At 56.5% G+C, this 13,547-nt stretch carries 15 protein-coding genes; 4 read left to right on the top strand and 11 right to left on the bottom strand.

Features of this window, described 5'->3' with window-relative positions; all coding sequences use genetic code 11:
* The 9 genes from thrC to coxB all read right to left on the bottom strand — a co-directional run bounded on the left by thrC (position 1) and on the right by coxB (position 7,923).
* Entirely contained in the window at positions 1-1,401 is a 1,401-nt protein-coding gene (gene thrC, locus ACN0TA_RS04050) for a threonine synthase (RefSeq protein ID WP_417580060.1), read from the bottom strand.
* Between the two features lie 34 nt (positions 1,402-1,435).
* Positions 1,436-2,257: an SURF1 family protein gene (locus ACN0TA_RS04045; protein ID WP_417580058.1), complete on the bottom strand. Its 822-nt coding sequence runs from the start codon at positions 2,255-2,257 to the stop codon at positions 1,436-1,438.
* A 74-nt stretch (positions 2,258-2,331) separates the two neighbouring features.
* The gene (locus tag ACN0TA_RS04040; RefSeq protein WP_417580056.1) at positions 2,332-2,718 is read right to left on the bottom strand and encodes a DUF983 domain-containing protein; all 387 of its coding nucleotides are present in this window, start codon (positions 2,716-2,718) and stop codon (positions 2,332-2,334) included.
* 44 nt (positions 2,719-2,762) lie between these two features.
* Positions 2,763-3,599, bottom strand: coding sequence for a cytochrome c oxidase subunit 3 (locus ACN0TA_RS04035; RefSeq protein ID WP_417580054.1), 837 nt, complete (start codon positions 3,597-3,599; stop codon positions 2,763-2,765).
* Positions 3,600-3,616: 17 nt separating this feature from the next.
* Positions 3,617-4,156 (bottom strand): cytochrome c oxidase assembly protein, encoded by a 540-nt coding sequence (locus ACN0TA_RS04030; protein WP_417580052.1) that lies wholly within the window; start codon positions 4,154-4,156, stop codon positions 3,617-3,619.
* Positions 4,157-4,159: 3 nt separating this feature from the next.
* On the bottom strand, positions 4,160-4,324 hold the full coding sequence (locus tag ACN0TA_RS04025) for a hypothetical protein (protein WP_417580050.1): 165 nt from the start codon (positions 4,322-4,324) through the stop codon (positions 4,160-4,162).
* The gene (locus tag ACN0TA_RS04020) at positions 4,324-5,253 is read right to left on the bottom strand and encodes a heme o synthase (RefSeq protein WP_417580048.1); all 930 of its coding nucleotides are present in this window, start codon (positions 5,251-5,253) and stop codon (positions 4,324-4,326) included. The genes ACN0TA_RS04025 and ACN0TA_RS04020 overlap by 1 nt, the downstream gene beginning before the upstream one ends.
* Before the next feature lie 81 nt (positions 5,254-5,334).
* Positions 5,335-6,990 (bottom strand): cytochrome c oxidase subunit I, encoded by a 1,656-nt coding sequence (gene ctaD / locus ACN0TA_RS04015; protein WP_417580046.1) that lies wholly within the window; start codon positions 6,988-6,990, stop codon positions 5,335-5,337.
* Between the two features lie 27 nt (positions 6,991-7,017).
* A complete protein-coding gene (coxB, locus tag ACN0TA_RS04010; RefSeq protein WP_417580044.1) occupies positions 7,018-7,923 on the bottom strand; it encodes a cytochrome c oxidase subunit II in 906 nt (301 codons plus the stop codon).
* A gap of 316 nt (positions 7,924-8,239) precedes the next feature.
* Between coxB and ACN0TA_RS04005 the strand changes: the two genes are divergently transcribed.
* On the top strand, positions 8,240-8,734 hold the full coding sequence (locus ACN0TA_RS04005) for an invasion associated locus B family protein (protein WP_417580042.1): 495 nt from the start codon (positions 8,240-8,242) through the stop codon (positions 8,732-8,734).
* Positions 8,735-8,920: 186 nt separating this feature from the next.
* On the opposite strand, the gene ACN0TA_RS04000 is transcribed toward ACN0TA_RS04005, so the two are convergent.
* Positions 8,921-9,127 (bottom strand): DUF1127 domain-containing protein, encoded by a 207-nt coding sequence (locus tag ACN0TA_RS04000; protein WP_417580040.1) that lies wholly within the window; start codon positions 9,125-9,127, stop codon positions 8,921-8,923.
* Between the two features lie 149 nt (positions 9,128-9,276).
* Between ACN0TA_RS04000 and ACN0TA_RS03995 the strand changes: the two genes are divergently transcribed.
* The 3 genes from ACN0TA_RS03995 (at position 9,277) to ACN0TA_RS03985 (ending at position 12,023) form a co-directional block, all read left to right on the top strand.
* Positions 9,277-10,188: a LysR family transcriptional regulator gene (locus ACN0TA_RS03995; RefSeq protein ID WP_417580038.1), complete on the top strand. Its 912-nt coding sequence runs from the start codon at positions 9,277-9,279 to the stop codon at positions 10,186-10,188.
* 81 nt (positions 10,189-10,269) lie between these two features.
* A complete protein-coding gene (locus ACN0TA_RS03990) occupies positions 10,270-11,247 on the top strand; it encodes an ATP-binding cassette domain-containing protein (RefSeq protein ID WP_417580036.1) in 978 nt (325 codons plus the stop codon).
* 14 nt (positions 11,248-11,261) lie between these two features.
* Entirely contained in the window at positions 11,262-12,023 is a 762-nt protein-coding gene (locus ACN0TA_RS03985) for an ABC transporter permease (protein WP_417580034.1), read from the top strand.
* Between the two features lie 137 nt (positions 12,024-12,160).
* Here the strand turns inward: ACN0TA_RS03985 and ACN0TA_RS03980 are convergent, their stop codons facing one another.
* On the bottom strand, positions 12,161-13,540 hold the full coding sequence (locus tag ACN0TA_RS03980; protein ID WP_417580032.1) for a glutamate--cysteine ligase: 1,380 nt from the start codon (positions 13,538-13,540) through the stop codon (positions 12,161-12,163).
* Between the last annotated feature and the right edge of the window lie 7 nt (positions 13,541-13,547).

Here is a 13,547-nt window from a genome sequence, read left to right as displayed (position 1 = left end):
TCAATCCTCCCAGGCGCGTGTCTTGGCGCGGATAAACTCTTTCACTGCATTTTCGTCATTTGCCAGAACGGTGAACCGCTCTTCGCGTTCACCCAAATCTGCCATGTGAGCGGGTAGTTCAGGATGGCGGCTCGTAGCGGCCGCAACCGTTTCGGGAAATTTGGCCGGATGTGCTGTCGAGAGCGTAATCAGCGGCGTATGTCCGAAATTGTATCCCCGTGCAACAGCGACACCGACGGCCGTATGGGGGTCAATGAGGTAGTTCGAATGAGCCAGAACATCGGAAATAATGGTTTTTGTGGCCGTTTCATCGGCCATACCCGACCCAAACTCCTCGCGGATCGCATCCAAAGCGGACTCCGGGATGGAGAAACCTCCCGATTGGGCTAGGGATGCAAACAACCCTGCCGTCTTATCGCCATCACGATCCAGCGCTTCAAACAGCAGTCGCTCAAAATTGGATGACACTTCAATATCCATCGAGGGACTGACGGTCTGCGCAACACCACGCTTTTCATACCGGCCAAATTTCACGGCGCGGCGCAAGATGTCGTTCGAATTTGTGGCGATAACCAGCTTCTCGATAGGCAGGCCCATTTGCTTGGCAACGTAACCGGCAAAAATGTCGCCAAAATTGCCGGTAGGCACGACAAACGTTATCTTGCGATGCGGCGCACCGAGCGCAACTGCCGAGGTGAAATAGTAGACGACCTGAGCCGCGATACGACCCCAATTTATTGAGTTCACGCCACTGAGCTTGGCGCCGTCCCGAAAGCGAAAATCATTAAACATGGCTTTGACGTGGGCCTGGCAATCGTCGAATGTGCCATCGAGCGCAATGTTAAAGACGTTATCGTCGAGTACCGTCGTCATCTGACGACGCTGGATTTCAGAGGTTCTGCCCTTTGGGTGGATGATGAAGATGTCGGTGTTCTCGCGTCCGCGAAAAGCTTCGATTGCTGCCGAGCCGGTATCCCCCGAAGTGGCACCCACAATGGTCGCACGCTCACCGCGCTCACCCAGAATATGATCGATCACCCGTGCAAGAAACTGCATGGCGACGTCCTTGAATGCCAAGGTTGGCCCATGCCAGAGTTCGAGAACAAAGTGGCCTGGCTCAAGCTCAACCAGCGGCGCGACAGACGGGTGGTTGAAGCTCGAATAGGCGGATTTGATCATGGCTTTGAGTGCGCCCTGATCGATCTCGTCGCCAACGAACTTGGAAATCACGGCAAGTGCTACGTCCTGATATGGACGATTCCCAAAATTATGGATTTCTTCGGCAGTAAACTGCGGCCATTCGCTCGGGACGTAGAGCCCCCCATCCCGCGCCAGACCGGCCAGCACAACATCACAAAAACCGAGCGCGGGCGCCTGACCGCGCGTGCTGACATACTGCATTAGAGAAGCACCCTCCTAGACATCGGGACGCACCCTAATTGTCCTTGTCCTCGTGAGCAAGATTTCTAGGGCGCCGCTGACGCCACAACCAGAACCCCAGCATGATCGGCGTAATGGCGGCGAAAAGATACCAGGTGCCAGCATATTCGAGATGCCGGTTGGGAAACGCGATCTGGGTTTCCCCACCCTGTGGCAGAGCGCCAGGCGCTCCTTCTGTCATATCTACAGTTATTGGCGCGATCGGGCCGGTGTTATCTTCGAGAAAACGGGTCAACCGATCGGGGTTACGTACCCATTCCCGACGAGACTCCAAGTCCGGTTCGGGCGTAAAGCTGTTGGCCATTTCGGGACGGCGGGCAACCGCTTCAATGGTCATGCGCCCCTCTGGTGCATCACCGCCTGTAGCAAAGTCTTCGGCTGCCGCCTCGGGAACAAAGCCGCGGTTCACCCAGACGATGCCACCATCACCAAGTTCAAACGGCGCCATGACCCAGTAGCCCACCCCGCCATACCGCCCTACAGGGTCCGGCAGATTGGTGAAAACCAGCGCCGTAGCGGCATTGTCAAAAGTGCCGGTCAATTCAAAGCGGGAATAATCGAGAGTTCGGGGATCGATATCAGCCCAGACGCCTGCGGCGGGAAAGGGGCGCGGGTCAAGACTAAAACGCGCCTCCACATTTGCGAGAAGCGCGTCCTTCTCGCTTAGGCGTTCCACCTGCCAGGTGCCGAGCGTCACAAACAGCACCATCAGGCCCAGCATCAGCGCAACAAAGCTGATCTGCGCAAACCCCCAATAGGCGCTCCGCGGTTCGCCCTTGGCCACAAGAGCATCTTCGCTCTTTTTGGAATCGCTCAATCTGATCTCATTCCTTGTCATGGCCATCGCAGGTTGGGCGCGCCCCCCAGCACGTCGCCCGGGAGCCGCACCTCTCAACCGTCGTCGCGTTCACCAAGTTCGCCGCCGGGCCGAGCACCGGTCTTGTACTGCATGTTGATCATCACCCCCTTGAAGGGGCGCAGAAAGGCCACTGACAGCGCCAGCGTCATCGGCAACCAGATCGCCAGTTGAGCGACCGCTGGCCAGCCAAACATTGCGTCTGTAATAAGCCAACCGGCAACAACTATGGTGCCGACTGGAAACATCACCAAGACAGCCGGACCATCTCCGCTGTCAGCAAATGAGTAATCCAGCCCACAGGCATCGCATTTTTCGGCCACTGTCAGGTAGCCGTCAAAAAGATGGCCCTCGCCACAGCGCGGACAGCGGCCCTTGAGTCCGGTCGCGAGTGGGGAAGGCCCCTCAATATTATTCGTCATGATATACGCCGGGACCGCGAGTGCAGTCCCGGCCTTTCTAAAATCTAGTGGTGAACGATGGTCGCGCCCCAGGAACCCCAGACGTAAATCGAGGCAAAAAGGAACAACCATACCACGTCAACAAAGTGCCAATACCAAGCTGCAAATTCAAAGCCCAAATGCTGCTTGGGCGTGAACTGGCCGGCGTAGGCGCGGATCAGGCAAACAAGAAGGAATATGGTGCCGATGAAAACATGGAAGCCATGGAACCCGGTCGCCATGAAGAATGTGGCGCCATAAATGTTGCCAGAGAACGAGAAAGAAGCCTGGGTGTATTCAAGCACCTGGACGCACGAGAACAAGGCGCCAAGCAATACAGTCAGTACGAGCCCCCATTTCAAGCCCTCACGGTCGTTCTCCAGAAGCGCATGGTGCGCCCATGTTACCGTTGTTCCCGAAAGCAGCAGAACCAAAGTGTTAAACAGCGGCAAGTGCCACGGGTCGAACACTTCTACTCCCTGCGGAGGCCAAACACCGCCAGTAAAGGCGACACGACCGACCTGTGCGATTTCATCAGGATAGAAAGCTGCGTCGAAATACGCCCAGAACCAGGCGACGAAGAACATGACTTCAGACGCAATGAACAGGATCATCCCATAGCGATGATGAAGCTGTACGACCGGGGTGTGAAAGCCGGTATTGGCTTCCTTGATGACGTCAGCCCACCAGGAGGCCATCGTAAACAGGACGCCGACGAGGCCCGCGGCAAACAGCCAGGGCACGCCGCCGTGCATCCACATGATGCCACCGACGGCCATGAAGAAGGCCGAAAATGAGCCGATAAACGGCCACGGGCTCAAATCTACCAGGTGGTAGTCATGGTTCTTTGCATGGGCTGCCATGTTGGCTCTATCCCCCGTTAGGAATCGTGAAATGTGTAAGACAGCGTAATCTGGCGGATTGTACGCAATTCAGAGTTTTCGTCGAGATCAGGATCAATGAAATACGTTACAGGCATTTCGACCGTCTCATTGGGCGCGATGACCTGCTCGGTAAAGCAAAAACACTCGATCTTGTTGAAATAGATACCAGTGCTATCGGGCGTGACATTAAAGCTCGCCGTGGTTCTCAGCGGCTCATCGGTCAAATTGGTCGCTAGATAGGTCACTGTCGATATGGTGCCGATGGCGTTTGTCTCAACGCGTGCCGGCTCAACACTGAGGGGGATACCTCGGTCAATCGTCGCATCAAAGGCAACTGCCATTTCGCGTGCGATGACGCCCTTGACATTGCTTTGCGACACCTGTGTCGTGCCGCCATAGCCCGTAACCCGGCAAAACATGTCGTAAAGCGGCACTGCGGCAAACGACAGACCAAGCATGAATACTGCAACGCCGACGAGCCAAAGCAGCGTCTTTTTGTTGCCACCCGATTGAGGGCCGTGTTCGATCGATGCCATCGCCTAAAGCTCCCGCACCATGACTTCGGGACCAATGTTGATGATGGTGATGGCGTAAAAAATCGCCACAAGAACAACCAACGCGATGCCTATGGCGATTGAACGCTTGCGGCGGCGCTTGAGGAAAGCTTCCTTCTGCTGCTCGGTCAAGTTCTGCTCGACGGTCATTAAAATACTCCGAACCATCTAATCAGGCCAACGTCGGCCAGCAGAGCTACGAACAACACAAACAGATAGAACAAGGAATAGGTGAAAAGGACGCGGGCACGGCGCTTCATTTCCACGCCTTCTGAAAAACGAAGGCGAATCGCCAGAACAGAAAAAATGAACCCAAGGATCGTTGCGGCAATCGCATAGACCCACCCGACAAGACCTGTCAGCACGGGACCAAAACCGATAGCTGTGAGGAGGATCGTATAAACCACGATCTGGTTCTGCGTGGCGCGCTCCCCGGCAACATTGGGAAGCATGGGCACACCGGCGGCTTCGTAGTCACCTTTTTTGTAGAGCGCCAGCGCCCAGAAATGCGGCGGCGTCCAAAGAAAGATGATCATGAACAAGATCACAGCATCCCACGACACCGACCCAGTAACCGCCACCCAGCCGATCATAGGCGGGAAAGCGCCGGCAGCACCGCCGATAACGATATTCTGCGGCGTAGAGCGTTTGAGCCACATCGTATAAATGACGGCATAAAAGAAGATCGTGAACGCCAGAAGGCCAGCGGCAAGCCAATTGGTGGCAAGGCCGAGAGTGGCGACTGAAAAGCCGGACAGCGTTACACCAAAAACAAGGGCATTTTCAGCGCTCACCCGTCCCGAGGGCACTGGCCGATTAATGGTGCGGCTCATGATCGCGTCGATGTCGGCATCGTACCACATGTTCAGCGCGCCCGACGCACCGGCGCCGACAGCGATGCACAGGATAGCAATAAAACCGATAACAGGATTAATGCCGCCTGGCGCAACCAGCATACCCACGAAGCCCGTGAAAACGACGAGCTGCATTACCCGGGGCTTCAGGAGCTCCAGATAGTCTTCAACCTGCCCACCGAGGTGCACGGATTTGTTAGCGCTGCTGTCGTCTGCGTAAGCCAATGTGAGGTTCCGGCTCAGATATACATCAAAGTGCAACCCGGTTTCCCGGGTTGCTTAACGTTCGGTTCGGATCGTGCGTGCCTACTTGAAGCGCGGCAGCGTCTCGAACTGGTGGAATGGCGGAGGCGAGCTCAAAGTCCATTCCAGCGTGGTCGCCCCCTCACCCCATGGATTGTCAGCAGCTTTGCGCTTTTTGGCAAAGGCATCGAACACAGAGTAGAAGAATACCATCATGGCAGCCAAGGTTACCAAATAGCCCCAGGACGACACACTGTTCCACAGTTCATAGCTGTCGGGATAGTCGATATAACGGCGCGGCATACCGGCCAGACCCAGGAAATGTTGCGGGAAGAAGATCAGGTTCACACCGACGAACATGATCCAGAAGTGCAATTTCCCCAAGAACTCGCTGTACATCACACCGAACATTTTGGGGAACCAGTAGTACCAGCCCGCAAAGATGGTGAACACAGCACCCAGTGACAGAACGTAATGGAAGTGCGCAACGACGTAATAGGTATCGTGCAGCGCACGGTCAGCGCCAGCATTGGCGAGAACCACACCCGTAACACCACCTACTGTGAACAGGAAGATAAAGCCCACTGCCCACAGCATAGGCGTTGTGAACCGCATCGAGCCGCCCCACATGGTTGCAATCCACGAGAAGATCTTGATGCCCGTGGGCACCGCAATGATCATTGTCGCTGCAACGAAGTAGCGCTGCGTGTTCAGCGAAATGCCCGTCGTATACATGTGGTGTGCCCACACGATGAACCCGACTGCGCCGATCGCAACCATAGCCAGCACCATGCCCAGATAACCAAAAATGGGCTTGCGCGAGAAGGTCGAGATGATGTGGCTGATGATGCCAAAGCCCGGCAGGATCATGATGTACACTTCAGGGTGACCGAAGAACCAGAAAAGGTGCTGGTAGAGAATTGGATCACCACCGCCGGCCGGATCGAAGAACGCAGTGCCGAAGTTACGGTCAGTCAGCAACATGGTAATGGCACCCGCAAGCACCGGCAGAGCCAGAAGCAACAGGAACGCAGTAACCAGCACCGACCAGGCAAAAAGCGGCATCTTGAACATGGTCATGCCAGGGGCACGCATGTTCAGGATCGTGGTTATGAAATTGATGGCACCAAGGATCGAGGACGCACCGGCAAGGTGAAGCGACAAAATCGCATAGTCCATCGCAGGCCCGGGCTGACCCGTCGTTGAAAAGGGCGGATAGATAGTCCAGCCACCGCCAACGCCCATGGCGCCTGGAGGGCCTTCCATGAACAAGCTCATAAGAACGAGCAAAAATGCAGGAGGAAGGAGCCAGAACGAAATATTGTTCATGCGCGGGAACGCCATGTCCGGCGCACCGATCATGAGCGGCACAAAATAGTTGGCAAAGCCGCCGATAACAGCGGGCATGACCATGAAAAACACCATGATCAGACCGTGAGCGGTCGTGAACACGTTGAACATGTGCTTGCCGGCATCGATCGACGCATCACCGCCAACGCCATAGACCATCTGGGCAAGCCCAGGGAAAATCTGGATGCCCGGCTCAGCCAGTTCCCAGCGCATGAAGCCCGAAAGCGCGCCGCCGACGATGCCCGCCATGATCGCGAAGATCAAATACAGGATGCCGATATCTTTATGATTGGTCGAATAAACCCAGCGCTTCCAACCGGCGGGAGCTCCGTGAGCGTCGCTGGAATGAGCTGCTTCAGCTTGTGCCATGTTCTTACCTTCTAATTCGCTTGCCGCTTACTGGATCGACGCCATCAGCGCAGTGTTTGCATCGGCAAGGCTACCCTCGCCGGCTGCTGCCAGCCACGCGTCGTACTGATCCTGCTCGACCACACGCACAGCAATTGGCATGAATGCGTGATCCTTGCCGCACAATTCCGAACACTGACCGTAATAGATACCGGTCTCACGTGCATAGAACCATGTCTCATTGTTACGCCCGGTAACCGCGTCAACCTTAATACCGAAGGACGGCACAGCAAACGCATGCAGAACATCTGCCGCCGTCACAAGGACGCGAACTGTGGTATTGACCGGAACAATGAGTTCATTATCGACGGCAAGAAGACGGGGCTGCTCAGGCTTCTCCGCAGCGCGCTGCTCTTCGTTGAGCATGATCGACACGAAGTCGACGCCCTCTTCCATATATTCGTATCCCCAGTACCACTGGTAACCGGTGGCCTTGATCGTCAGCGCAGGCTCGGGAACGACAACGTCACCACCAAAAATCTGCGACCCAAGGTAGGTCCGCTCGCCATCAGGAATGGTCTGCTGGTCAGCAAGGACGCCGAATGAAGGGATCGCGATCACAAAGAGGATCAGAACGGGCACCGCCGTCCAGACCACCTCTATGAGCGTATTGTGCGTCACCTTGGATGGCGTGGGGTTGGCGCGCTGGTTGAAACGCACGATCACCACGATCAGAAGCGCCAGAACAACCAGGACAGTCCCGGTGATGACCCACATCAAAAGGTGGTCATGGAATGCCACAATGGAATCCATGATGGGCGTAACCGACGCCTGAAGGCCGAGCTGACCGGGAGCGGCTTGCCCGGCAATCTGGGCCGACGCGATGGTCGGAATCAGCGCAAAAAACAGCGCGACGAGTGAGGCTCTGACCAGACGGAAAGAAAATCCTGTCACCTGGACTTCTCCTGAACATAATTTTGTTGTTGCGCTCCCTAGCATGTCCGCTCCGCGCGGCAAATGCCGCACACTCCCGACTCATACTGAGGTGCCCGATTTTTCTCGATGCAGCTAAACCACATGTTTCCGAGCAAGGCAATTGGACTGCGGGTCACATTTCATGCGTCAAATCGCGCCAATCGCGCCTTGAGGCCGCCCCAGTTGTGGGATTTTTGCCCAGTTTGGCCCGGCCATGTTGACAAGGACCGCTGCCCTGCCCGACACATCACCAACCGACCCGCTCGCCGGGAAATGTCAGGAGACAATAGCTTTCATGCGCCATCTTGCCCCTCTTGCCGCCATCATGGCTTCGCTTTGCCTCGCCGGTCCAGCGGCCGCTCAAGGCGCCGTACGGTCCCAGCACGGCGACTGGCAAATGACCTGCGACCTCGTGCCCGGCGCGACTGACGAGCAATGCGCCCTGATCCAGAACGTGACTGCCGAGGATCAACCCAATGTTGCCCTTTCGGTAATTGCCCTCAAGACAGCCGACCAGGAGGCCCGCCTGCTGCGCGTACTCGCACCCCTCGGCGTATTGCTGCCCAATGGCCTAGGGCTCAACATTGATGGCGAAGACCTCGGACGCGTTGCATTCGTTCGATGCTTGCCGAATGGCTGTGTGGCCGAAGTGGTGATGGACGAGACTTTGATGGACCAACTCTCGGAAGGCGAGAACGCGATCTTTATCGTTTTCCGCACCCCTGAAGAAGGCATCGGCATCCCCGTTTCGCTCAACGGGTTCGAAGAAGGCTTCGCCGCCCTGCCCTGATAACTGCCCCGAGCCAGACAAGAAATTTCAGGCACAAAAAAGCCGGACCGCAAGCGGTCCGGCTGGGGCTAGGAAACAAGGCCAAAGGCAAAATCGACCTTGCTTCAGTCGGGCTCCACTCAAGCGGCTCAGCGTACTGGCAAAATACGCAAAGACCAGGAACCCGATCAGGGCTTCAGCAAGGGGTCACCGAAGCCATTCTGCTGAGCGCGCGTTGCGGCGCGCATCGAGAAGCTGGCCAGCGGCACCGCCGCCATGGCGCATCGCTTCCGCGATATCGTATCGTGTCAGACCCATATCGCTGAGCAATGAGGCGTCCATCTGCATCATTGAACGGAGGGTCGAGCGGCGCATACCAGCACCGGAACGGAATTTGAAATTGAACAGGGCCATGATCTTAACTCCATCACCCCATCCACTCTATCGTTTTGATAGAGTTTAATGGGAGGCTTGTGTCTGCACCCGGTAGATAGGGACTTGCCCTCCATTATTCAAACAAATAGATTTCATTCTCATGATCAATTTTTGTGATGGATTTGGCCATGGCCAGCCCGCTCGATCTGGACCAGTTACAGACTTTCTGCGCCATTGCCGACTGCAGCAGTTTCACCGAGGCCGCGCGACGCGTCTACAAGACGCAATCTGCAGTTTCAATGCAGATCAAGCGGCTTGAGGAGCGACTTGCTCAGCCGCTGTTTCTACGCGACGGACGCAAGGTGTCGCTGACGACTGAAGGTGAAGCGCTTTATGCACGCGCCCGGCGTATGCTCAAAATAAACGCTGAAATCATCGATATGTTCTCTAAGGATGACCTTGTCGGCAATATTCGGTTCGGCGTGCCTGACGATTATGCGGTCAAATTGCTGCCCGTCATTTTGTCGAGTTTTCAACGCACACATCCGCGTATAACCGTCGACGTACGCTGTCAGCCCTCCGAAGAGTTGCTGGCCGGAATGCGTTCGGGGCGCTACGACATTATCGTATTCACCCAAGGCACAATGCACGAATTCGGCGAGTTGTTTCGCACCGAAAAGATGCATTGGGTCGCCAGTCACGGCGGTAGAGCACTGGCCTCGGATCCATTACCCCTGGCTTGCGGTCCATCCTATTGCACCTGGCGAGCCGATGCAGTGGAAGCACTGAACCGTATCAATCGCGATTTCCGCGTGGCCTACACCTCATCGAACGCTACGGCGATTTCTTCGGCCGTGCTTTCGGACCTGGCTGTCGGCTTCTTGCCGGAAAGCGCGCTCCAGCCCGGCATGCGGGTGATCTCTCAAGACCAGGGCCTGCCGCGCCTCAATGACGCCCAAATTGCGTTGCTGCGCGCGTCGCACGCTTATGGCGGTATCTACGATGCGCTCGCTACACATATTGTCGAAAGCATGGGAAATCTGCCAGGCTCGTATTATGCGCGAGACGAGGCAGACAGCGCGGCCTCTGCTGCCCAATAGCCACGCTCCTCGAACCGGTCGCTGGCGGTGCCGCTCTCATCCTGCCGGGCACGCAACCTCACACGCATTGGATAGCTGAGAATGACCAAAGACTTTCCAGAGATCATGATCTCGGCCAGGGGGCTGAAACGCGTCTACAAGACGGGCAAATCCGAGATAAACGCGGTTCGTGGCGTTGACCTAACCGTCAGGCGCGGCGAAATCGTCGGCTTTCTCGGACCCAATGGCGCGGGCAAGACCACAACGCTGAAAATGCTTTGTACACTCCTCGAGCCAACAGATGGTACGGGCAGTGTCGCCGGTTGCGACCTGCGAACCGATTCAGAAAATGTGCGGCGACGCATAGGCTATGTCTCGCAATCAGGCAGCACACTGGGCGAGGCTCTGGCAGGCAACGAAATTGTCGACCACGCACGCCTCTACGGAATTGGCAAGAAAACGGCAACCGAGCGCGGCAAGGCATTGCTAAAAGCACTGGATCTTGAGGGCATTTGGGATCGAAAGTGCAATGCGCTTTCGGGCGGACAACGACGGCGCCTCGATATCGTCATGGGGCTAATCAACGAGCCGCTGCTCGTGTTTCTCGATGAACCGTCTACCGGTCTGGATCCGCAAAGCCGCGCAAATCTGTGGGGCCATATCAGCAAACTGCGCGACGAGATGGGCACTACGGTGTTTATCACCACACATTATATGGATGAAGCTGACAAGCTTTGCGACCGCATCCTGGTCATGGATCATGGAGAAATCGTTGCCGAGGGCACACAGGCCGAACTCAAAAAGAAGTTGTCAGGCGATATGGTGAGCATAACCATGGCCCGTGAGACAGATGTCGCTTCGGCAGCCGAACTGGCCGGTCAGCTGGAGGGCGCGGATACGCCCACCGTCCAAGACTGCACAGTGAGCCTCAATGTTCCCGACGGCGGAGCGGTGCTGCCGCGCCTTCTGCGGGATCTTGATCGCAAGGGCGTCGAGATCGTCGGCGTGGAACTCAAGCAACCGACACTGGACGACGTTTTTCTTGCGCTCACCGGGCGCTCGCTTCGTGAAGCGGCATAAACAAGGACATCGCAATGCGCTTTATCAGTGAGACCCTTGTAGTATTCCAGCGCCAGCTTCGCTTGTCGCTGGCCAATCCGACATGGATGGCGATATCGATCCTGCAACCCATTCTCTACCTTACGCTGTTTGGCCCGTTGCTACAGCAAGTTGCGCAGACGCCCGGCTTTCCTGCAGGTGACGCCTGGACTGTTTTCGTGCCCGGACTGCTCGTCCAGCTTGGCATTTTTGGCGCATCGTTCGTCGGCTTCGGGATTATCGCCGAATGGCGCTCGGGGGTCATCGACCGCATGCTTGTCACGCCTGCCAGTCGCTGGTCGTTGATCGGCGGGCGTGTTCTGCACGATACGCTTATGGTGATGGCCCAAGGGGCTATTCTGGTAACGGCAGCAACGCTGATGGGGCTACGGGTGCCGTTTGAAGTAATTTTGCTGGGTCTTGTGCTGGTTGGTCTATTGGGCGCTGCATTCTCGGCCATCTCGTATGGCGCCGCGCTGACTCTCAAGAGCGAAAATGCCTTTGCGCCACTGATCAACATGTTCGCCCTGCCGATTCTGCTGCTGTCAGGAATATTGCTTCCAATGACGCTGGCACCGGGATGGCTGCAGACTGCTTCCGACTTCAACCCCATCAAACACGTCGTTGAGGGGCTGCGTGCCGTGTATCGCGGTGAAATCTTCGCCCCGGAAACGCTGCTCGGCTTTGCGATTGCCCTTGTTTTCGTTGTGATTGGCGCCTGGTTCGGTGCACGGGTGTTCAAGGCACAGACAAAGTAGGGCCGACGAAATCCGAGCAACTACGAAACGATCACGGCATCGAAACCGCTCTCGCGCAATCTCTCACGAGCAAAGGGAATTGCTCCACTGCACGATTGCCGTGAAGCATTATACCGGCTTTGCTCCCGCCCCGCTCGTTATGCCGCGTGGCGGGCCATTCCATAGTCGGCAAAAACCCGACCAAGGTCGCCATCCCACTCGCCGTGATAGAGATCGAGAAGCCGCTCGGCTGGCGTCTTTCCGGTTTCGATAGTGTAGTCGAGTGGTTTGAGGAACACCGTTTCGTCGGCGCCTTCCCAATTGAGCTTGTTTCGCGCTTTGAGGCCGTGCCGCGCGATGACGAGGGCCTGTTTGGCAATGTCGAACAAGGTGCCGCTGCGGAATGGGGTCTTCAGTCCCAGTCGCGGCACCTCATCGCGTAGCGCCTGGCGCTCGGCATCGGTCCAATCCTTGACAAGGTCCCAGGCGGCATCGAGCGCCGTATCGTCGTAGAGCAAGCCGACCCAAAAGGCAGGCAGCGCGCAAATGCCTTGCCAAGGGGCGCCGTCGGCTCCGCGCATTTCAAGGAACTGCTTCATGCGCACTTCGGGGAAGAGGGTGGAAAGATGGTCTTCCCAGTCCTTTACCGTCGGCAGCTCGCCGGGCAGCTGAGGCAGCTTGCCGTCAAGAAATGCGCGGAAGCTCTCTCCCGCGCAATTGACGTATTCGTCGTTGCGGATGACAAAATACATTGGCACATCGAGTGCATAATCGACGTATCGCTCAAAGCTCATGCCATCTTCGAACGCGAACGGCATCATGCCAGTACGGTCCCTGTCGGTGTTGAGCCAAATGTTTGAGCGGAACGAGAGCAACCCGTTGGGCTTGCCTTCGAGGAAGGGCGAATTGGCGAACAAAGCCGTTGCAATAGGCTGCAGCGCAAGGCTGACTCGCATTTTCTTGACCATGTCGGCTTCCGATGAAAAGTCGAGGTTGACCTGCACCGTGGCCGAACGGAACATCATTGACGTTCCCAGCGTGCCCACTTTCTCCATGTAGGGCTTCATGATGCCATAGCGGCTCTTGGGCATGACGGGTATCTCGTCGAGCGTCCAGGTCGGTGTCACACCAATGCCGAGAAAGTCGATACCCATCGGATCGGTAAACTTGCGCAAGAGCTTGAGATGCTCATTGGCCTCGCTGCAGGTCTGATGAATCGTTTCGAGCGGGGCGCCGGACAGTTCGAACTGCCCGCCTGGCTCCAGAGATATGGCGCCGCCGCCCAATGGATTGTTGAGCCCGATTACCTTGTCGCGGTCATAATAGGGGAGCCATGCGGTTTCGGCTTGAACCTTGTCGAGAAGCGCGCCAATTCCATTTTCGCCCTCATAGGGGACAGGACGGTTGTCGTCGCGATAAAAAGTGAATTTCTCGTGCTCGGTCCCGATACGCCAGTCAGCCTTTGGCTTGTTGCCGCGCGAGATCGCTTCAATCAACTGGGTTTTGGATTCGATCGTGGGCGAAGCCTTGTCGGCCATGGAATAC

It is taken from the genome of Pelagibacterium sp. (assembly GCF_048264985.1).
In the GTDB taxonomy this organism is placed as follows: Bacteria; Pseudomonadota; Alphaproteobacteria; order Rhizobiales; family Devosiaceae; genus Pelagibacterium.
The sequence above is the reverse complement of the archived record's forward strand: the minus strand, read 5'-3'. Positions and strand labels throughout refer to the sequence as shown.

Bases quoted from the DNA above. Each gene is read 5' to 3' on its own strand.
- ctaD (WP_417580046.1), bottom strand. From the start codon at position 6,990: ATGGCACAAGCTGAAGCAGCTCATTCCAGCGACGCTCACGGAGCTCCC.
- ACN0TA_RS04025 (WP_417580050.1), bottom strand. From the start codon at position 4,324: ATGACCGTCGAGCAGAACTTGACCGAGCAGCAGAAGGAAGCTTTCCTC.
- ACN0TA_RS04040 (WP_417580056.1), bottom strand. From the start codon at position 2,718: ATGACGAATAATATTGAGGGGCCTTCCCCACTCGCGACCGGACTCAAG.
- ACN0TA_RS03985 (WP_417580034.1), top strand. From the start codon at position 11,262: ATGCGCTTTATCAGTGAGACCCTTGTAGTATTCCAGCGCCAGCTTCGC.
- ACN0TA_RS04000 (WP_417580040.1), bottom strand. From the start codon at position 9,127: ATGGCCCTGTTCAATTTCAAATTCCGTTCCGGTGCTGGTATGCGCCGC.
- ACN0TA_RS04030 (WP_417580052.1), bottom strand. From the start codon at position 4,156: ATGGCATCGATCGAACACGGCCCTCAATCGGGTGGCAACAAAAAGACG.
- ACN0TA_RS04005 (WP_417580042.1), top strand. From the start codon at position 8,240: ATGCGCCATCTTGCCCCTCTTGCCGCCATCATGGCTTCGCTTTGCCTC.
- ACN0TA_RS03990 (WP_417580036.1), top strand. From the start codon at position 10,270: ATGACCAAAGACTTTCCAGAGATCATGATCTCGGCCAGGGGGCTGAAA.
- ACN0TA_RS04035 (WP_417580054.1), bottom strand. From the start codon at position 3,599: ATGGCAGCCCATGCAAAGAACCATGACTACCACCTGGTAGATTTGAGC.
- ACN0TA_RS03995 (WP_417580038.1), top strand. From the start codon at position 9,277: ATGGCCAGCCCGCTCGATCTGGACCAGTTACAGACTTTCTGCGCCATT.
- ACN0TA_RS03980 (WP_417580032.1), bottom strand. From the start codon at position 13,540: ATGGCCGACAAGGCTTCGCCCACGATCGAATCCAAAACCCAGTTGATT.
- thrC (WP_417580060.1), bottom strand. From the start codon at position 1,401: ATGCAGTATGTCAGCACGCGCGGTCAGGCGCCCGCGCTCGGTTTTTGT.